At 43.2% G+C, this 20,435-nt stretch carries 18 protein-coding genes; 10 read left to right on the top strand and 8 right to left on the bottom strand.

Annotated features, from left to right (window positions below):
• The 6 genes from IJE10_04810 to larA form a co-directional block, all read left to right on the top strand.
• On the top strand, positions 1 to 555 hold a 555-nt coding region (locus IJE10_04810), incomplete at its 5' end, for an ADP-ribosylglycohydrolase family protein (protein ID MBQ2967430.1).
• A gap of 237 nt (positions 556 to 792) precedes the next feature.
• On the top strand, positions 793 to 1,998 hold the full coding sequence (locus IJE10_04805) for a hypothetical protein (GenBank protein ID MBQ2967429.1): 1,206 nt from the start codon (positions 793 to 795) through the stop codon (positions 1,996 to 1,998).
• Positions 1,995 to 3,953, top strand: coding sequence for a hypothetical protein (locus IJE10_04800; GenBank protein ID MBQ2967428.1), 1,959 nt, complete (start codon positions 1,995 to 1,997; stop codon positions 3,951 to 3,953). Before IJE10_04805 ends, IJE10_04800 begins: the two co-directional genes overlap by 4 nt.
• 269 nt (positions 3,954 to 4,222) lie before the next feature.
• Positions 4,223 to 5,392, top strand: a complete 1,170-nt coding sequence (locus IJE10_04795) for an iron-containing alcohol dehydrogenase (protein ID MBQ2967427.1) — start codon at positions 4,223 to 4,225, stop codon at positions 5,390 to 5,392.
• A gap of 12 nt (positions 5,393 to 5,404) precedes the next feature.
• Positions 5,405 to 5,947: an ECF transporter S component gene (locus IJE10_04790; GenBank protein ID MBQ2967426.1), complete on the top strand. Its 543-nt coding sequence runs from the start codon at positions 5,405 to 5,407 to the stop codon at positions 5,945 to 5,947.
• Positions 5,944 to 7,221 (top strand): nickel-dependent lactate racemase, encoded by a 1,278-nt coding sequence (gene larA / locus IJE10_04785; GenBank protein ID MBQ2967425.1) that lies wholly within the window; start codon positions 5,944 to 5,946, stop codon positions 7,219 to 7,221. The genes IJE10_04790 and larA overlap by 4 nt, the downstream gene beginning before the upstream one ends.
• A gap of 43 nt (positions 7,222 to 7,264) precedes the next feature.
• On the opposite strand, the gene IJE10_04780 is transcribed toward larA, so the two are convergent.
• Positions 7,265 to 8,665: a citrate/2-methylcitrate synthase gene (locus IJE10_04780; protein ID MBQ2967424.1), complete on the bottom strand. Its 1,401-nt coding sequence runs from the start codon at positions 8,663 to 8,665 to the stop codon at positions 7,265 to 7,267.
• Between the two features lie 127 nt (positions 8,666 to 8,792).
• On the opposite strand from IJE10_04780, the gene IJE10_04775 reads away from it, so the two are divergent.
• Entirely contained in the window at positions 8,793 to 9,593 is an 801-nt protein-coding gene (locus IJE10_04775; GenBank protein MBQ2967423.1) for a SpoIID/LytB domain-containing protein, read from the top strand.
• 170 nt (positions 9,594 to 9,763) lie between these two features.
• Positions 9,764 to 10,387 (top strand): hypothetical protein, encoded by a 624-nt coding sequence (locus IJE10_04770; protein MBQ2967422.1) that lies wholly within the window; start codon positions 9,764 to 9,766, stop codon positions 10,385 to 10,387.
• Positions 10,388 to 10,430: 43 nt separating this feature from the next.
• Here the strand turns inward: IJE10_04770 and IJE10_04765 are convergent, their stop codons facing one another.
• From IJE10_04765 to IJE10_04735, 7 genes are all read right to left on the bottom strand, one after another.
• Positions 10,431 to 12,683 carry a hypothetical protein gene (locus tag IJE10_04765; GenBank protein ID MBQ2967421.1) on the bottom strand — a complete coding sequence of 751 codons (2,253 nt, stop codon included), beginning with the start codon at positions 12,681 to 12,683 and terminating at the stop codon, positions 10,431 to 10,433.
• A gap of 563 nt (positions 12,684 to 13,246) precedes the next feature.
• Positions 13,247 to 13,414 carry a hypothetical protein gene (locus IJE10_04760; protein ID MBQ2967420.1) on the bottom strand — a complete coding sequence of 56 codons (168 nt, stop codon included), beginning with the start codon at positions 13,412 to 13,414 and terminating at the stop codon, positions 13,247 to 13,249.
• Positions 13,414 to 14,790, bottom strand: coding sequence for a glycine--tRNA ligase (locus tag IJE10_04755; GenBank protein ID MBQ2967419.1), 1,377 nt, complete (start codon positions 14,788 to 14,790; stop codon positions 13,414 to 13,416). Before IJE10_04755 ends, IJE10_04760 begins: the two co-directional genes overlap by 1 nt.
• Positions 14,791 to 14,869: 79 nt before the next feature.
• Complete coding sequence (locus IJE10_04750; GenBank protein MBQ2967418.1) at positions 14,870 to 16,606, bottom strand: AMP-binding protein; 1,737 nt, start codon at positions 16,604 to 16,606, stop codon at positions 14,870 to 14,872.
• A 6-nt stretch (positions 16,607 to 16,612) separates the two neighbouring features.
• Positions 16,613 to 17,320, bottom strand: a complete 708-nt coding sequence (locus IJE10_04745; GenBank protein MBQ2967417.1) for a response regulator transcription factor — start codon at positions 17,318 to 17,320, stop codon at positions 16,613 to 16,615.
• A gap of 77 nt (positions 17,321 to 17,397) precedes the next feature.
• On the bottom strand, positions 17,398 to 17,778 hold the full coding sequence (locus IJE10_04740; protein ID MBQ2967416.1) for a DUF4363 family protein: 381 nt from the start codon (positions 17,776 to 17,778) through the stop codon (positions 17,398 to 17,400).
• The gene (locus IJE10_04735; protein ID MBQ2967415.1) at positions 17,775 to 18,494 is read right to left on the bottom strand and encodes a DUF421 domain-containing protein; all 720 of its coding nucleotides are present in this window, start codon (positions 18,492 to 18,494) and stop codon (positions 17,775 to 17,777) included. The genes IJE10_04740 and IJE10_04735 overlap by 4 nt, the downstream gene beginning before the upstream one ends.
• Positions 18,495 to 18,588: 94 nt before the next feature.
• Between IJE10_04735 and IJE10_04730 the strand changes: the two genes are divergently transcribed.
• Both IJE10_04730 and IJE10_04725 read left to right on the top strand, forming a co-directional pair.
• On the top strand, positions 18,589 to 20,019 hold the full coding sequence (locus IJE10_04730) for an S-layer homology domain-containing protein (protein ID MBQ2967414.1): 1,431 nt from the start codon (positions 18,589 to 18,591) through the stop codon (positions 20,017 to 20,019).
• Positions 20,019 to 20,267, top strand: a complete 249-nt coding sequence (locus IJE10_04725) for a TIGR03905 family TSCPD domain-containing protein (protein ID MBQ2967413.1) — start codon at positions 20,019 to 20,021, stop codon at positions 20,265 to 20,267. The genes IJE10_04730 and IJE10_04725 overlap by 1 nt, the downstream gene beginning before the upstream one ends.
• Positions 20,268 to 20,435 lie beyond the last annotated feature (168 nt).

Here is a 20,435-nt window from a genome sequence, read left to right as displayed (position 1 = left end):
TTTGACGAAGGTCGTAAGCCTATTTCTTGTGGTGGAAAAGGTTTCAAAGATAACGGCAATGGCTCTCTTATGAGAATACTGCCTATTGCTTTTGTCGAGCATAAAATTGATGATATACTGAATCTTTCCTCACTTACACACGCACATGAAATTTCGTTGATGAGTTGCAGACTGTATGTTCAGCTTGCAGAAAATCTGATGAATGGTATGTCTAAGGAAGATGCTGTGAAAAAATTGACTTGTTGTGTAGATGAGTGTGAAAATATTCCCGTTATCAAGGAATTTGAAAGAAAAAGAATTAGTAGCAGCGGATATGTTGTAGCTACATTTGAAGCGGCTGTATGGTGTCTTATGAATACAGAATCATATAAGGATTGCATAGTAACTGCAATTGAACTTGGTAATGACACTGATACGGTAGCTGCTGTTGCAGGTGGTCTTGCAGGTATTTATTATGGTATCGGCGGAGAAAAAGGTATTCCGGAAGAATGGATAAATTCCCTTGCTAAAAAGGATTGGATTGAGAAAATGCTTGATAAAGTAATTTCGCAGTAATAACAATATAATAAAGCAAGAATATATGCGACTTTTGTAGAAAGTAAGTCTATCTTTTGCCGAACCTATAATCAGGCAATAAAACTGCCAGACTGTGAATATAGAAGCACAAGCCTATGTGAAATGATTCGTGTGGAATAGGGAAAAGTAGACAGATGGCAATGTGAGAAAATATAAAACCTGCCTTAAAGATAGTTTTTCTGAGATGTAAATTTTTTATCAGAAGGGATGATGAGTATGCGTTTAAAATTAATAAATGCGATTTGCGATTCTGAGATGAATAGCAAATTCAAAAAAGGACTAGGCTGTTCTTTGGATGTGGAAGAACTTTCGGTTTCGAAATTTAATAGGATTATGATGACACAAAAATTTTTGCCGAACTCTGTTAATCCTTTCTTAGCATTATTAGAATCAGATTTGCTTGTTTTCGCATACGATAGTTCACCGTTATCGGGTGAATTTATGAACATATTTTTTGAGCATAAAGAGCTGGTAAAAAAGACTATTTTTGTTATTTACGCAAGCAAAGAGTATTTTACAACAAATATGAGCCTCATAGAGCAAAAGGCAGCGGAACTGAAAAAAATTTGTCCCGATGAAGAAATTAACAGTCATTTATACCTGATAAATGCTGATGATGACGGCGATATACATTTTTTATTAGATGGAATATGGAATTTTGGAACAGAGAAAATAAATGTACCGAGAACAGAAATAAATTTTAATCTGATGCTGAAGCTTCAGGGAAAGAGCGTTATAGACATTCAAAAGGATATCGCTCTTCCGGATGTAGATTTTTGGGCAGATAGCGAATTTGTGCATCTGACAAAATGCTGTGCCGAAGGTGATGCATCTGCTATGATGGCGCTTGGCAACTACTATGAGAAACATGGAAATGATGAATTTTGCAGGCTTGCTTCAAACTATTGGTATTGTACTGCGTTTTTATATGGCAACAAAGAAGCAAAGCATTGGTTAGCTCATTGGATTGGGATGAATCCGGGGAAAAAGATTCCTATGCCCATACTTCCAAACAAAATATATAAGACTTATAAAAAAATGGTTCACGATAATGAACACTGCTATCGTGGAGCTATGCTGAAGGCTTTGGGCTTTGGTTTTTTCAGTGAAAAAAGGACTTATGAAATGTATCATTTTTTTGAACCTGAGCTTGTACAGTTTTGTTCGTGGTGCAATACCGAAGGTCCTGATGAAGATGGATTTGGTATGTCTGAAGAATATGACTGGTGGTTTTTAGATGAGCTTTTTAATGAGCTGCCGGATGTTAAAATGCTTCACTCGTATTCGTTCCACGAAAGGCAATATGCTTGCACAGAAACATTCGATAAACAATACGAAAATGCAAAAATAGCATTAGAAATCAAGAGACTATCATTAGAAATCCAGAGATTGAGGTCTCGTCAAAGGAAGAATAACTTATGATAAGTGATGCAATTAAGAAACATAAAGGTATTGTAATAAGCGGATTGCTTCTTATATTACTTTCCGTTGGTTTTACCTCTGTAATATATTTTAGTCATTTTTATGATGGCAGCATAAGTGAAATAACGGGATATTTTATCAGGACAGTAATTCGCATTGGTATAAGCACAGTAGCTTTTGTTCTCGCATGCAAATACGGCAGAGGTTTTGTGTTGAAATATGGTTGGATTTTTATACCTGTTGGAATTTTATTTTCTGCCCTTTATGAAGGTGGCGGATATATAAATGTTTTTAATTACGGCATAGAATTTGCGTCATTAACCAATACGCTTGCGATTGTAGGATTCGCAACATATTTTTATAAGTATTGCATCAAGTCAATCATACATACAGTCATATTTTGGATATCAGGTTTTATATTTTTGATTGCTCTTGAACAAAATTATCTAACTTTGATACTGTTTGTAATGGTTGGATTAATGCTTATTTCAGCAAGGAAAAACAAACTTATCGGTAAAAAATCTATTTGGATATTAAATATTGTATTATATGTTGTTCTGAGTCTTCGAACAATAAACATTACATTAATGGGTATTGCAGACCTTACCAATTTGTTTTGTGACAGCAGTTATATGGCATTTATCGCAAGATGTACATATATGAAAATTGAATGGTTTGGAGCAGCCGTAGAGCCGTGGTTAATTGGTGGAGATGTTGCGTACTATAAGCTTCTTTGGATATTCGGATTGTTCGGAATTGTCGCAGGAGTAGTGGTCTTTGTCGCACTTACTGCTTTTACATTCTTTGTGTGCAAGAAATGCTTTAAAAATGTTTTGACAGACGCAACACCGATTGCTTATGCAACTGTGTCAATCCTGCTTGTAAGATTTGTTGTTTCTATGCTGACCAACTTTGGGATTGTGCTTTATAGTATATTTGCACCTATTCCTATTCTTTCAGATGCGACCTGCGGATATATAGCAATTTTTGTATTGTTGGGATTGATAATTGGTAAGGAGAAAGTGGATATCCATAGCAAGAGATTTGGATTTGCAGGAAGATTGTCCAATTTTACAAAGCGAGAATTTATTTTTGACGGTGTGGAGTGTCGGTCAATTGAAGGTATTCTGCAAAGTTTCAAGTGTAAAGATATAAGCGAACAAAAGCGAATTTGTATGCTCTCAGGTATAGATGCCAAGAATGCAGGTGCTGATCTTGATTGGAAAACAGAGCAGGTACTACATTGGAATGGCGCTGAATATCCTAGAGAAAGCATTGAATATGAAAAACTGATAAAAAGATTGTATGAAGCCGTTTATGTGTGTGATTCTTCATTTAAGAAAGATATTGATGATTCCAAAGAATATATATTGGTTCATAGTATCGGTGTTGAAGATAAATCAGAAACCGTGCTTACAAGGGAAGAGTTTATTTCTAATCTTACAATGCTTCAAGGCGGTTTCGGCCAAGGAAATGAGAAAAATAAATTATTATTTGACAATTTCCTCAGTGGTCTTATTTTGTCTGTATCAGACTACTCCTACGAACCGACAGAAACTATTTCAATTAGCTTGCTGAAGCAAGAAGAAAAGAAAAAATATATGCCTGATGTTGAAGAAATTACCAAAAAACAATATATGTGTGTGAAACGATATTGCGATATGTATTTTGCAGAACTGATAGAAAAATCAACGAATAAAAACAAATCACTTGAAAAGATAACAATAGAAATTAATAATTTGTTGGATAGGCTTAAATGTCTTGTTAATTGGGATACGAATGCATATCATGTAGAAAAGAAAATCTATGAAGATAAATTGGAATTTATAGATGGAAATACTTCACAATGGTTTCCGGTTTATAAAAATATTGCGGATGATTTGACAAAGGCAATATTTGAAGAAGATAAGAAGCATATTGCAGAGTTTTGGGAATGCGTAATACATAATATCTAAGTGTAGGATGATAAAAAAAGGCTCCCTTGTGTAAAGGGAGCCTCATCAAAACTTTCTCTAAATTTCTCATATGTTCCGTTCAACGAACATTACTTATGTTCATCGTGTTTTACTTTCGTTTGTCGGTTAACCTCTTTCGAACCACGCGACTATTGCGTGGTTTTCGTTGCACAAAAAACATTCAATACGCTTTTTTGTTGCTATTTTTCTTATTTTATGGTATACTCAAAAAAACAGAAGTTTTCTTATTGAAGAAAGGATAAAACAAAATGCTGGATTTTACCTATTACGCCCCCACAAAAGTGTTTTTCGGAAAAGACACCCACAAAAAGGTAGGCGAAATTATTCGGGGCTACGGCTACAAAAAAATCATGATGCAATACGGCAAGGGCAGTATTAAAAAAACAGGGCTCTATGAAGAGGTAATGGCTTCTCTTGCCGAAAACGGCATTGAGGTTGTGGAAATGGGCGGTGTTGAACCGAATCCCAAGCTTTCGTTTGTATACCAAGCCATCCAGAAGGCAAAGGACGAAAAGGTCGAGCTGATTTTGGCAGTCGGCGGCGGAAGCGCACTGGACTCTTCCAAATACACCGCAACAGGTGCAAAATATGACGGAGACGTGTGGGATTTCCCTTCCGGCAAAGCAACCCCCAAAGACGCTTTACCCGTAGCATGTATCCTAACCCATTCCGCGGCAGGCAGTGAAATGAGTGCTTCGGCAGTGATTTCAAACCAGGCACTTTGCTTAAAGCGCGGTTACGGCAGCGAATTCAATCGCTGTAAGTTTGCTATCTGTAACCCTGAGCTGACCTATACGGTAAGCCCATACCAGACCGCCTGCGGTATTGTGGATATTATGATGCACACTTTAGAACGCTATTTTACCGTTTGCGAGCCTACCGACTTAACCGACCGCATTGCAGAAAGCATTTTAAAGGCAGTTGTGAATGCCTCCAAAACAGTTATGGAAAACCCTTGTGATTACGAGGCAAGAGCCACTATTATGTGGGCATCCAGCCTTTCACACAACGATTTAACCGGCTGTGGCAGAAAGCATTTTCTTGCAGTACACCAGTTAGAGCACGCCTTGAGCGGTGAATATGAAGAAATCGCCCACGGAGCAGGGCTTGCGGTGCTGTTTCCCGCCTGGGCAAGATACGCCTACAAAGCAAATCCTGCCCGCTTTGCACAACTGGCAAGATGCGTATTTGATGTAACCGAACAGAACGATGAAAAAGCGGCACTCGCAGGCATTTTGCGCATGGAAGATTTCTTCCGCAGTATCGGAATGCCTTTAAAGCTTCGGGAATTCAACATTCCAAAGGATTGTGCCGAAAGACTCGCTACGCTTTGCACCTTCTCCCGTCAGCGGGTGATTCCGTCCCAGGTTGATTTGGACTTTGATGCCATTAAAGAAATTTTTGAAAGCTGTTATTAACGGAGAAGAACCATGCCAAAAACAAACACGAAAAAATTAAGCCTTTCGGCGATGTTTATCGCGCTGGGCATTGTACTTCCCTTTTTCACGGCACAGATGGAAAGCTTTGGCTCGGCGTTGCTGCCCATGCACATCCCTGTTTTATTTTGCGGATTGCTTTGCGGTAGTGGTTTTGGAGCGGTTGTGGGCTTTATTCTGCCTCTTCTGCGGTCGTTTCTCTTTTCCATGCCGCCGCTGTTTCCAAACGCCGTTTGCATGGCATTCGAGCTTGCCACCTACGGGCTGATAACAGGCCTTTTATACAGCCGTCCGACTAAAAAAAGCATACGCTATCTGTACGTCTGTCTGATTTGTGCCATGATTTCCGGACGCATTGTGTGGGGCATTGCCGAAACACTTTGGTTAGGCTTCAGCGGAAGCACATTTACCCTTAAAATGTTTATCGCAGGCAGTCTTTTTAATGCAATTCCCGGCATTATTTTACAGCTTGTTCTGATTCCCGGCATTATGGGTATTTTACAGCATACCAAAACCCAAAAAGAGGTGAAAAAATGAAAGAAGTTGTATTTCCCTACGGAAAAGAAAAAATCCGCTACACCTTTAAGGAAAGCGAATTAAAAGGCATTTTAACTTCCTCCATTGAGGACTATAACCCCGGTTGTGACGGCGAAACGCTGGTAAAAAAAGCACTTTCGTCCCCCATCGGCTCGCCTGCCTTAAAAGAACTTGCCAAGGGTAAAAACAAAGTGGTGATTATCGCAAGCGACCACACCCGTCCTGTGCCGAGCAAAGTAATTATGCCGGCAATGCTTAAAGAAATCCGGCAAGGCAATCCCGATGCAGACATCACCATTTTAATTGCCACCGGTTGTCATCGCGGCACCACCAAAGAAGAACTGATTTCCAAATTTGGTGAAGAAATTGTCAAAAGCGAAACCATTTATATTCATGACTGCACCGAAACCGATAAGCTTGTAAACATCGGTACCCTTCCCTCGGGTGGTGTTTGTGAAATCAATAAAATTGCCTATGAAGCTGACCTGCTTGTGGCAGAGGGCTTTATTGAACCGCACTTTTTTGCAGGCTTTTCGGGTGGAAGAAAGAGTGTGCTCCCCGGCGTTGCCTCCAGAGCTACTGTGCTTGCCAACCATTGTGCGGAATTTATTGACAGCCCCAATGCCAGAACAGGTAATTTAGAAAACAACCCTATTCACAAAGACATGCTCTGGGCAGCAAAAACCGCAAAGCTTGCCTTTGTTGTCAATGTGGTCATTAACTCTGAAAAAGATGCTATTTTTGCAGTTGCAGGCGATCCCGAGCAGGCGCATGCAGCAGGCACGGCATTTTTGTCAAAGCTTTGCGTGGCAAAGGCAATCCCTTCGGATATTGCCATTTCTACTAACGGCGGATATCCCTTAGACCAGAACATTTATCAGGCGGTCAAAGGCATGACCGCGGCGGAAGCCACCGTAAAAAAAGGCGGTGTCATCATTATGCTCGCGGCATCCAATGACGGCACGGGCGGAGATTATTTTTATCATCTGCTGGCGGATGAGCCATCCCCTGTGGTAACCGCACAGAAAATCAGCGCCCGGGGCCGGAACGAAACGGTACCCGACCAGTGGGAGGCACAGATTTTAGCCCGGATTCTTTTGCACGCAACGGTCATTTATGTGTCCAAAGCAGACCCTGAAATTGTCCGAAATATGCACATGCTCCCTGCAAGCTCCTTAGAAGAAGCCTTGCAAAAGGCACGTGAAATCTTAAATAAAGAACAGATAAGCATTACCGCAATCCCCGAAGGGGTTTCGGTGATTGTAAAAGAATAAATAAATACGGTGCAGAATTCATTGCGAATTCTGCACCGTTTTATTATTCTTCGTCCGGATTCACGCGATCTGCGCGTTTTTCCAAAGATACATACTGACTTCTGTGGGCAACACTCTTATAAGCAGGACGAATGATTTTTCCGCCCGTAAGAAGCTCTTCCATACGGTGTGCACTCCAGCCTACAATTCTGGACATGGCAAACAGCGGTGTAAACAAGTCCTGCGGAATGCCAAGCATATTGTATACAAAGCCGGAATAAAAGTCTACATTGGCACACATTGTTTTTCTGGACTTTCTTTCGCGGTTGAATACCAACGGCGACAAGCGCTCTACCAGCTCATACAAAGCAAATTCTTCGCTTCTGCCCTTGGCTTCTGCCAGTTCTCTTGCTTTTTCCTTCAGCAATACTGCTCTGGGGTCGGAAATGGTGTAAATGGCATGACCCATACCGTAAATCAGACCGCTTCTGTCATACGCTTCCTTACGGATAATTTTTGTAAGGTATGCATCTACTGCCTTTTCATCTGCCCAATCCTTAACATTTTCCTTGATTTCGTTAAACATTTCCTGTACAGCCAGCGCCGCACCGCCGTGCTTAGGTCCCTTTAAGGAAGAGATTGCTGCGCTGATTGCCGCATAGGTATCGGTGCCCGAGGAGGAAACCACATGAGTGGTAAACGCCGAGTTGTTACCACCACCATGCTCTGCATGCACAATCATACAAAGGTCTAAAATTTCCGCTTCCAACTTTGTATACTGGTGGTCGGGGCGGAGCATATATAAGAAATTTTCTGCCGCACTCAAGGTCGGATGGGGTGCGTGCAGAACCAGACTGTCATTTTCAAAGGCCCTGCGCTTTACCGAATAGGAGTTGGCAATCAGAGACGGGAATTTTGCAATCAGATTCAAGCATTGCAACAAAACATTATTCATAGACAAATCATCGGGAGATTCATCATATGAATATAATGCAAGCACACAACGGGCAAGCTTGTTCATGATGTTACGGGAGGGTGCTTTGATAATCATATCCTCCACAAAGCCGTCGGGCAGATTGCGCAGACGGTTAAGCAAATCCATAAAATCCTCTAACTGTTTTTCATCCGGCAATACGCCGAACAAGAGCAGATAGCAGGTTTCTTCAAAACCGAATCTCCCCTCACGCTGACAGCCCTTTACCAAATCCTCCACGTCAATACCGCGGTACAGCAAACGACCCTTTGCAGGGATACGGTCGGAATCTTCGATAATGTAGCCGTGTACCTCGCCGATAACGGTCAGACCCACCAAAACACCCGTGCCGTCTGCATTGCGAAGACCGCGCTTTACATTATAATTTCCATATAGTTCTGCCGGAATATGATTGGTTTTATGGGTAATATCCAGCAATTCCTCGATAAATGCTTTGTCTTCTGCTGTGTATTCCTGTATGTTTGTACGCATAGTCTGCTCCCTTTCGCAATTTTCAATTTCAAATTATTCAATTACATTTAAAATAGTATATACTAATTTTTCCATTTTGTCAAGCTTTGACGGCACATTTACTATAATTTAAAGAGGTGTATTTTTTATGAAAAATGCAAGTTTGGGTTTTCTTTTTTGCATTTTGCTGTTTTGTTTTCTTCTTTTCTTTGTGGAAAAACCTGCTCCGACACCCCAAATCATATTTTCGCATTCGGAAGAGATCTTGCTTTATCACCCCGAAACCGATTCTGTGCAAAAAATGCCTTTAGAGCAGTACATCTGCTACTGTCTGGCAGGCGAAATGCCCGCCTCCTTTCATCCCGAGGCATTAAAGGCGCAGGCGGTGGCAATCCGAAGCTATGTTTGCCGAAAAATTGCCGGTGGTACGTCCCATCCCAAAAATGCAGACATCTGTACCGATTACGCCCATTGTGCCGCCTTTTCCGGGCAGTTTGACTCATTTCCCGAAGCCACAAAGGAGATTTACCGTACCGCAGTCTCGGAAACCGAAAACGAAGTCCTTTATTATAAGGAAGAACCTGCAAACACCGTTTTTCACGCCATGTCAAACGGCAGAACCGAAAGTGCCGAGAATGTATGGGGCTCTGCCGTGCCCTATCTGATTTCGGTGGACAGCCAATTGGATACGCAACTCGACAATTACGAGACCGTTGCAGTCTTTTCCGCAGAAACTCTTGCCGAAAAAATGGATGTAGAAAATGCGTCCTGCAAAGCGCCCACCTACCACGAGGGCGGTACGGTGCAGGAAATTCAGATTGGTGAAAAAATTTTTTCAGGCAGAGAGGTGCGGGAAAAGCTTGGACTTCGATCGGCAAGCTTTTCGGTTACAGAAAAGATTCTGATATTATTTTTACGGTACATGGCTTCGGGCATGGGGTTGGTATGAGCCAGGAGGGCGCCAACGCCTATGCCAAAAAAGGGTTCAGCTATACCGACATTTTAGAAAAATATTACCCCAATACCACCCTTTGTCGGTTACACTAACCATTTCCATTGCAATTTGAATTCCTTTGTGCTATACTGAAATCAATCCATAACGAAAGGAGAGAAATCAACATGAAAAAATGGATTACCGGCACAGCAATTGCGTGCACAATTTTATCAACAGCAACCTTTGGAGCTTCTGCAAAACACCTCTTTGACGGTGTTCGGTTCCGCAACTGGATTGCTTTTTGCGGACAGCAGATTCCGCGCCCCGAGCTTCCGGAAATAAACATACCGGGAACGAACAAGCCTGAAACCAATACACCAAACACGGACAACACCGTCCCCGAAGTGAAGCCCGAAACACAAGACAGTACATATGCAAAGCAGGTTTTAGACCTGGTCAATACCGAACGAACCAAAAACGGCTTAAAGCCTCTTGTTCTTGATGAAGCTTTAAACGCCGTTGCCCTTGCCCACAGTAAAGACATGGCAGACCGGAATTACTTTTCCCACTCCAGCCCTGAGGGCGAGCGTATGGGTGACCGCCTGAAAAAAGCAGGCATCTCCTACTCTGCCGCCGGTGAAAACATTGCGGCAGGACAGAGAACACCTGCACAGGTGGTACAAAGCTGGATGAATTCCGAGGGTCACCGCAAAAACATCTTAAGCGCCTCCTTTAATAAAATGGGCTTAGGATGCGTTGAAACCCAAAACGGCTACGGCATCTACTGGACACAGGTATTTACAAACTAACAAAAAAAAGCGATTGCAATGCAATCGCTTTTTTATTTTAAATTTACTCTGCGGTAACCGGTTCCGTAATCGGAATTAAGCTGTAGCCGTCCCACGGTGTATCTTTCCATACATAAACCGTTTCACCTACTGCAGGATCAATCACATACATATTTTTGGGTGTAAGATCTACGCGCTCGGTGGTTGTTGTGCCGTCAGCCTTTTTGGTGATTACGCGAATCAATGCGCAACCATCTGTACGGATAACCTTTTTGCCATTCACTTCTACCACGCGAACATCGTTGGTCGCAGAGCTGTTTACCCAATACAGGTTTGCAGTATCATAATTAGCAAGCAACCCGGTTGAGCCGACCGTGACTTTCGAGTCATCTACCTTGACTTTATGAGGATCCATAACCGTTTTTGTGCCCTCCGGTGTTTCCACTTCCATCGTGGAGAACACATTCTTTCCTGCACTATAATTTCTCAGGTGTGCGAACAGTGTGCTGTAGTCGCTAGTATTTGTAGCCGTTTCCGGTGCTACATTATAGAAGTATACTTTCTGTCCATTGTAATCATCCGCAGCACTCCATACCATATAGCCTGCAAATTTTGCCTGCATAAAAGGTGTTCCGGTTACAGCGGGTTTTGTTTCCATGTCATACAGATAAGACGGAATATACGATTTATGGATGCCTGCACGCAAATAGGGGCTCGCATTGATAATACGGTACATTTTACCCTGCAAGTTAATGGGGTTAAAGTTTTGTACAGTCATTGCGTCGGTACCGACGGTAATCACATCGCCCGGCATAGCAACCATAACATCGGGTGCATATTCACGCACGCCGTTTACCGAAATCTGATAATTTGTGGTTGCTTCTTCAACAGTTACCTCTTTTGCAAGCGCAACAACTTCTGCAACGGTTGCAAATTCTACAGGCTCACCGAAAACATTCTGTGTGAAATCATACACACCGTCAGCAGCCGCAGTATGCACCTGATGGTAATAGGGCTTTACGGTAAAGTCTGCACCGTCTACCTTCACGGTATAGGTTTCAACAGGATTGAGTACAAAATCTTCATCGGTAAAGATTTCTAACATACTTGTGCTTTTAAGATTGTCTTCGTTTGCAATTGCAGCAGGTGCTTCAAAGCCTTCTGCTTTTACAGGAACAAATGCTACCGCTACCAGACGGCTGCTTCCGCCACCGCAGTTCTGGAAGAAATAGGGCTTGCCTGCTTCAAAAGTTACAGTGTCTTCCGCCTTATCCCAGAAATATGCGCCTGCAGAACTCCATGTTGCGTCAGAAGATGACCAGGTTACAACACTCATATCTTTAAATGCAAATTTCTGACCGCTGATGTTAAATCTTGCCAGACGGGGACCGCCATTCGAGCAGTCTTTTCTCAAGCCGTATACATAATACTCGCCCGAGAAATTCGGTGTCGCAAGGGTAAACGGACCGGACATGCTTGCATCAAAGCTGTTACTTGCACCGGTATAGAAATTCATTCCGTATTCAGTCGATTTGTTCCAGTCAGCGGTGTAGCCGTAGTCTGCATCAAAATATTGAAGGTTTTTCTGAGAAGTTGCAAAGAACTTTGTGTCTGCCGGGAAAGTACCCAAATCAGTTGTTTTTTCACTCCAATAGTTTTCGCCTGCTTTTGCAGTCAGGTTTTGTACAACATATGCACCGCTGTGCGGGGTGAAGTTGGTAGAGTTTAAAGCATCAGCATTTTGTTCAACCTTTTCAATTACCGTGTTTTCGGTTATGCTGTCAAAATCCACGTCTCCTGCATACACCTTGATGTCTGTTGCAGTTGCTCTGAGTGTACTAACAGGCATTTCGAGCACCAACGCACCTGCACTGGTTTTACGAACATGGGATACTTCAATGTCTTCAAATTCAAAGTAAGTCGCCTGTTTCGTTTTCAATACCTGGTTAACAGAGTAATCCGGAGAGCCGTTTGTAGCATTAGGTTTATATGTCCAATTGGTCATCACCATTTCACCGCTCAATAAAATGCCTGCGTATTCAGAATTCGCGGCAACCGAAATCGTGGATGTAATTTTGGACAGGTCAATGCCAAGTGTTCTGGCAGATTCACTGTCTAACACAAGCGAAAAACCGTTTGCACTACCACAATAAGTGTTAGTCAAAGATACACTCGACCCATCTTCAGGCAAAGTGAGCGCAGTGTTTGCGTAGGTACGCGTATTGACTGTCTCTGCTTCTTCCGCAAAAACGGGCATAGTTATTAGCAACATGCTTAAAATCAGCAATGTTGCAATGATTTGTTTGCTTAATTTCATAAGCATTATTCACTCCTTTAAATAAGTTTTTCGGAATTCAAAAACCGGTTGGTTAAGTCGGTTTTCCCAAAAGCAACGGCAATGCTCCTTGGTCAGAAGAGCACACAACCGATTTTTTCACTGTTTCCGGGCAGGTTAGACCCTTCTCACAGAAAAGCTCGGCGCGTTTACTTTTTGGTTTCCTTCCAACTTTCGGGCAGCATGGATTCTGCCCAATGTAAAAGAGAGTTACATAGCATAATAATTTTACCATTTTTGAACCGCGATTGTCAATAGAAAATGTTATATTCTCAAATTTCTAATAATTTTTTTCTGGTTTTTAATAAATTTTATCGAATTTTAAATAGACTTTTTGAACTTTCTGTTGCAAAACGGTTTATGCTATGATATTTTCCGAGGTGAGTTGAAAAATGTCTTCCTTAAATTACAAACGCACAAAGCGTGTTTACCAACAACTGCCCTCTTCCCCCTGCCTGGCATTTTGTTTCTTTTTGCTATCAAAAACTGTTTTTCCGAAAGAAAGTGCAAATAAGAAAGGCTCCCCTCATCAGAGGGAGCCTTTTTTAGTTTATTAATGTGTATTCCATACACTCGCTGTGGATTTTAGAACCGAGGTCGGTGCCGACAGGCAAAAGGGAAAGGGCAATGAACAGCTCGTTGCCGTTTTCTACATTTTGCAAAGTAGCATACTCGCCTTCGATTTTAACTACGATATAATCCTTCGGTTCCATTAAAATTCCAGCTTTCCTTCGATAAATGCCGCAACGTCCGCAATGGGCATACGAACCTGTTCCATGGTATCTCTGTCACGAACGGTTACGCAGTTATCTTCTAAGGTGTCAAAGTCAACGGTGATGCAGTAGGGGGTACCCACTTCGTCCTGTCTTCTGTAACGCTTACCGATAGAGCCTGCTTCATCATAGTCGCACATGAACTTTTTAGAAAGGTTCTGATACAACTCGGTTGCCTGCTCAGAAAGCTTTTTGGAAAGGGGCAGAACTGCCGCTTTCATAGGCGCTAAAGCCGGATGCAAACGCATTACCACACGGGTATCGCCTTCTGCGATTTCTTCTTCATCGTATGCTTCACAAAGGAATGCCAAAGCCACACGGTCAGCACCCAAAGAGGGTTCTACACAGTAGGGAACATATTTTTCATTGGTAATGGGGTCCATGTATTCCATGTTTTCGCCCGAGAACTCTGCATGCTGTTTTAAGTCATAATCTGTTCTGTCTGCAATACCCCAAAGCTCGCCCCAACCGAACGGGAACATAAATTCAATATCGGTGGTTGCGTTGGAATAGTGAGACAACTCTTCGGGAGAATGGTCACGAAGCTTTAAATTTTCTTCTGCGATACCCAAAGACAACAGCCAGTTTTTGCAATAATCTTTCCAGTAAGCAAACCATTCAAGGTCTGTACCCGGTGCACAGAAGAATTCCAGCTCCATCTGTTCAAATTCACGGGTTCTGAAAGTAAAGTTACCGGGGGTAATTTCGTTACGGAAGGATTTACCTACCTGACCGATACCGAACGGCACTTTTTTACGGGTAGTTCTCTGTACATTCTTAAAGTTTACGAAAATACCCTGTGCGGTTTCGGGACGGAGATACAGCTCGGACTTAGAGTCTTCGGTTACACCCTGGAAGGTTTTGAACATCAGATTGAACTTACGGATGCCTGTAAAATTGGTTTTACCGCATTCGGGGCAGGCAATGTTGTTGTCAGCGATGTACTGTTCCATCTGTGCATCTGTCCAGCCGTCAGCCGAAACACCTGCTGCATCTTCAATCAGCTTATCTGCACGGAAACGAGCTTTACACTCTTTGCAGTCCATTAACGGGTCAGAGAATCCGCCTACGTGGCCGGATGCCACCCAGGTCTGGGGATTCATTAAAATTGCCGCATCCAGACCCACATTATAGGGCGATTCCTGGATGAACTTTTTCCACCATGCTTTTTTTACGTTGTTTTTGAATTCAACGCCCAGCGGACCGTAGTCCCATGTGTTGGAAAGACCGCCGTAAATCTCGGAGCCGGGATATACATAGCCGCGACCTTTGCAAAGGGCTACCACTTTTTCCATTGTTTTTTCTGTGTTTTTCATTTTGTTTCCTCCTTCGCATCCTGAATGGCTTTCCTTTTCGGATTTTCAGGACACTTTATATATAAAATTTTGTATAAACTTAGTTCGCATAGCGTTTGATTTTCTTGGTGGTGGTCTTTACGAAATCCTCGTGACGCACATCAAACTTCATAACGCGCTTAGAAGGTGCCATTTTTGCGTTGACTGCCTTGACTTCCTTGTCAATCAGGTCACGCAGGGCATCTTCTGTATATTCCTTGCCGAGAGCTTCTTCTACCGCATTGAAATCAGGCAGAATGTGTGCCGAAACAACCGTTTCGTTACCCAGTCTGTCTGCATCCGCATACACCATGGTTTCTGCGATGTAAGCACTTCTCTGCAGATAGGTTTCCACTTCTTCGGGATATACGTTTTCGCCGTTTGCAGTAACAATAACGTTCTTTAAACGACCTGTGATATAGATAAAGCAACGGTCATCCATATACCCCATGTCACCGGTATGCAACCAGCCGTCCACAATGGTTTTTGCGGTTTCTTCCTCATCTTCATAGTAACCAACCATGACGTTGTCACCCTTGATAAGAATTTCACCGATGCCGTTTTCATCGGGATTGTCAATTTTAACATCCACTTCAATGCAAGGCTGACCGCAGGAAGCATCCTCCCAGTATATATCGCGGTTAACCGCTGCAATGGGAGCACATTCGGTCATACCGTAGCCCTGAACGGTATTAAAGCCCAGCGAACGCAGGCTCTTGATAATTTCAGGGTCTAACGCTGCCGCACCCGAGATAAAGAGACGCATCTTTCCGCCAAAGGTGTTGTGGATTTCTGCATAAATTTTCTTACGCAGGTCAATCTTAAGCTTGAGCAGAAAATCTGTAATTTTAATCATGCGTTTAATGAGCTTTTCCTTACCCTTTTTGCGGATACCTGCCCAAATCTGACGGTTAAGTGCTTCCACAACCTGAGGCACTGCCAGGAAATATGTAGGCTGCGCTTCCTGCATGTTTTTCACGATATACTTCAAGCCTTCGCAATAAGCGATAGAAGCACCGCAATAGAGCGGACAAAGCATACCGCAGGTGCATTCATAGGTATGGTGAATGGGCAGGAACGAGAAGAATCTGTCATTTTCATTTAAGATTTTATGCATCGCAAGCATGTTCATTAAGTTGCTTGTGATGTTTCTGTGCGAAAGCATAACACCCTTTGCTCTGCCGGTGGTGCCGGAGGTAAACAGAACGATGTTTACATCATCCGGTCTCGGGCAGGTTTTTACAAACGCATCGTTGCCCGACATAATCAGCTCGTTACCCTTTTCAATCAGCTGCTTTAAGGAAACGTCTGTGGTATCGTCATCCATATTGATGCACATATACTGTGCATTGTCTGCAAATAAGGATTCGTGTTTTTTACGCATCTTGCCGGAATAAACAACAGCAGAAACTTTTGCGCGTTCGATTAAATTCTGCATTTCTTCGGTGGGCAGTTCCTTGTCAAGGGGAACAATAGTACCAACACCGCAAACGGTTGCTAAATATGTAATCGCCCATTCATAGCGGTTTTCACCCACCACGGCGATTTTTTTGCCTCTTAAATCCAGCGCCATGAACGCAGTACCCAAGGCATACACATCTCTTCTTGCTTCTGCGTAGGTAATTTCTCTGTACGGGCCACCAATTTTATCTTTTACCAAAAATGCTGTACGACCTGCAAAAAGCTCGGTGCTGGTGTCAAACATTTCACGGATTGTATTGATTAATCTTACCTGTCTTAAAGGTTCTTTGTAAACGGATTCGGGACGAACCGCGTTGGTAAACTGTTTGTATTCCATGTATTTTTATCCTTTCTGCTTCGAATTGAAATAATAACCGATGCCACGTTTGGTCATAACGTATGCCGGGTTGCTGGCATCATCCTCGATTTTTTCACGCAAACGACGTACAGTAACGTCTACCGTACGCACATCTCCTAAGTATTCGTACCCCCACACCTTTTCCAAAAGTGTTTCTCTGGAAAAGATTTTTTCAGGCTGTACTGCTAAGAATTTCAAAAGTTCAAACTCTCTCAAAGTCAATTCTAATACCTTACCATTTTTGGTTGCCTCATAGCGCTCCTTATCAATAGACAGATTGCCAAAGCGCAGTACCGAATCTTCTTTTTTCTCCTCATTGCTCGGTTCAATGGCATTCCGGCGCAGGTTCGCCTTAACTCTTGCCATCACTTCCCGGATTCCGAAAGGCTTTGTTATGTAATCATCCGCCCCAAGCTCTAACCCTAAAACCTTATCTATCTCTTCGGTTCTTGCGGTAAGCATAATGATGGGCACGTTGCTCTTTTCACGCACCTTTCGGCACACATCAAAGCCGGGCATATTCGGAAGCATTACGTCCAGTAAAATCAGGTCGGGGTTCTCGGTAAGCACTTTGTTGTAGCCCTCTTCGCCGTCGTACGCCTCTACCGTTTCATACCCTTCTCTGGCAAGATTAAACTTTAAAATATCCACAATTGCCTTTTCGTCATCTACGATCAGTACTTTTTTCGGCATTTTATCCCTCCTGTTCTTTTTTTGATATTTTCCTATTTATATATTTTACCATAAATAATTTAAAAAATCAACCACATTTACAAGATATTATACCATTTTATTTCCATATTTTCTTGATAATTTTCCAAAAATAAACAAAAAATACGCAAGCTGTTTTCCGCACCCTTATAATCCGCCACCCGCAGGCAGTTTTCGGTTTCTTTCAGTTTTGCTTCTATGCTTTCCAACCGATTATGATCCGCAACAGCACTCCACCACTTTTCGCAGGCATAAAAGGCTGTCCGTAATTCCGAAAATTTTGCTGCTGCCGTCTCCTTGTCCCCCGCCTGAAAGACCGGATACAACGCCTGACAGGCAGCAGCAATTTTATCGGTCTGCTCTTCATATATCCGCTCACTCACACCAATGCCCGTCAGCATCAGCACAAAAACCAGCAATGCAACCAGAACTGTTTTCATTTTTTCTCCTTTTTAGTTTGCAGAAATGTAACCCGCTCGGTGTCTGCACAAAGCAGGAACACCGCCTGCACAGACGAAATATTTCGTTCCCTCAGCTTCTTTTCAAGCCATTCTTCGGTTCTGCCGATACGGGAAAGTGCCTCTTTGTCCAGAATGCCGTCCTTGATTACGGTGTCCGAAAACCCGTCGGTGGAAGCTGAAAGCTTCAAATCCTCTCTCAAAACGGGTTGCTTGTTGCCCTTAGGTAACACACTCAGCATTCCGTTGGTCTCCAGCACTGCAAAAGCCACCTCTCCGATGTCAAAATACCCCTGATTTCGGAGCTGTTCAAATAAATCGTCCAGATTAAACCGAAGCCGACGCATTTCATCCACCAGTATTTTGCCGTCTGCAATCACCAGACTCGGCTCTCCGGTAACCGCTTTACGCACCGCAGGACTTTTTTCGGCAATAAAAGACATGAATACTTCGGTGCAGGTCAGTGCCAGAATAGGCACAACACCGCTTAAAAGCGGAACTTCAGCCGACTGCATGGGGACTGCCGCAATATCCGAAATCATGATGGCAAGCACCAGCTCCCCCGGTTGCATTTCCCCGATTTGCCTCTTTCCCATCATACGGTACAGCACAATAACCAGAAAATAAAGAATCAGACTTCGAATCAGTGCCACAGACATATTTGTTTCCCCCTCCCTTAATGCTGTTATTTTTGCCATACACACGGATTTCTATGCAAAAAATGAGATTTCCCTTGCATTTTAAATCAAAATCCTATATAATAAATGTGTATACCCATAAAGGAGGATGACTATGAACCGATTTAAAAAAGGATTGTGCTTCCTTTTGACTTTTATACTGCTGTGTGGTCTTAGCCTGCCGGTTTATGCGGCAAGCGAGCTTACCGTTTCCCTTTCCACCAAAAGCAGCTCTGTAGAAAGCCTGCTGACTGCCACAAAAGACAAAACCTTTGATGTCTTTTTTGGTGTGGATGATGTGGAAACCGATACGCAAAAGTTAAACACCTATAAATTTACAATATGGTATGACCCGGATTATCTTTCCTTGCCCTCTTCCCCGATAGAACAGCTGGCATCTCCCAACGGTTACGCACTGTATGACGGGGCGGAAACCGAATCCAAAACCATCAGCGGTAAGGCGTATAACGGCTACACCTATTCCTATACCTCGTATTCTGACGGCTTTACACCTGTTTCGGATGACTTTTACGCACTCAATTGCATCACTTTTTCAGCAGACAAGGTGGGGACAACCAAAATATACATCACAAAAGATGAAATTTCCCTTTTACCTTTGCACAGCGATACCGCACCCGACACCTTGGATTTTGACTTAGGCAAAAGCACTCTAAACATCACCATCGAAAAATCCTCCGGAGGCGGTGGCGGTGGTGGCGGCGGTGGTCCAAGCGGTCCGAGTGGCCCGAGCAATCCACAACCTGCCATCTACACCGTAACCTTTATAATGGGCGAAGCCTCTCAGGATGTTGCGGTGCTTGCAAACGGTTATGTAACAGCACCCACCCCTGCCGAGCGGGAAAACTACACCTTTGTGGGCTGGTATAAGGACAGAGAATACAAAACACCCTTTGATTTTTCCAAGCCCATAACCGGCAATGCAACCGTTTACGGCAGATACACCTTTAACGAGCCGGAGCCGGACGTAGATTTTAAAAATCCCTTTACCGATGTAGCGGAAAGCGACTGGTTTTATGACAGCGTAATGTATGCGCTTCAAAACAAGCTGGTGGCAGGTACGTCCGAAACCACCTTCTCCCCTTACGAGGTTTTAACCCGCGGTACTATGGTAACGCTCCTGTACCGCATTGAAAAAGAGCCGGAAGCGCCAAAGAATCCCTTTACCGATGTAGAGGCAGGCATGTGGTATGAAGATGCCATTGCCTGGGCAGCAGAGGAAGGAGTAGTCTTAGGCGTTGGGGAAGGCTTGTTTGCCCCCGAAGACCCCATCACCCGTGAACAGATTGCAGTTATTTTGTACAAATATGCACGCCTTAAGGGCGAGGATGTTTCCAAAACTGCATCCCTTGATGCCTACAGCGATAAAGAAACGGTGTCCGACTGGGCATCAAATGCTATGGGCTGGGCATTGGCGCAGGGGCTGATTAAAGGTACAAGCGAAACCACCTTATCCCCCGGCAACAACGCAAACCGCGCTGAAATCGTAACCATTCTGATGCGCTATTTAGAAAGGAACCAAGCATAATGACTTATACATTCAAGCCTAGCGGTGTTTGTGCCGCAAAGCTGACCTTTGACATTGAGGACGGCATCGTAAAAAACGTAAAGTTTTTGGGTGGTTGCAACGGCAATACCCAGGGCGTAGCAAGACTTGCCGAGGGCAGACCTGCAAAAGAAGTGATGCAACTCCTAAAGGGCATCAAATGCGGTTTTAAACAAACCTCCTGCCCTGATCAGTTTTCAAAAGCCTTAGAAGAAGCACTGCAAAATTAAAGCAAAAGGGCTGTAAATTTATTACAGCCCTTTTTTAGGGAATAGGAAAAAATGTTTGGCACGAACCCGAAGCGCCGTCGGTGACGGATACAGCGAGAAGTTCGTGGCGCCGCAACCAAAATTGCGCCCGTTAGGGCACAGCAATTTTGTGTGTTGCAAGAGGGAGCT

This window comes from Clostridia bacterium (genome assembly GCA_017410375.1).
Lineage (GTDB): Bacteria > Bacillota > Clostridia > RGIG6154 > RGIG6154 > RGIG6154.
Note: the sequence above shows the minus strand (reverse complement) of the source record. Positions and strands in the feature narration are given on the sequence as shown.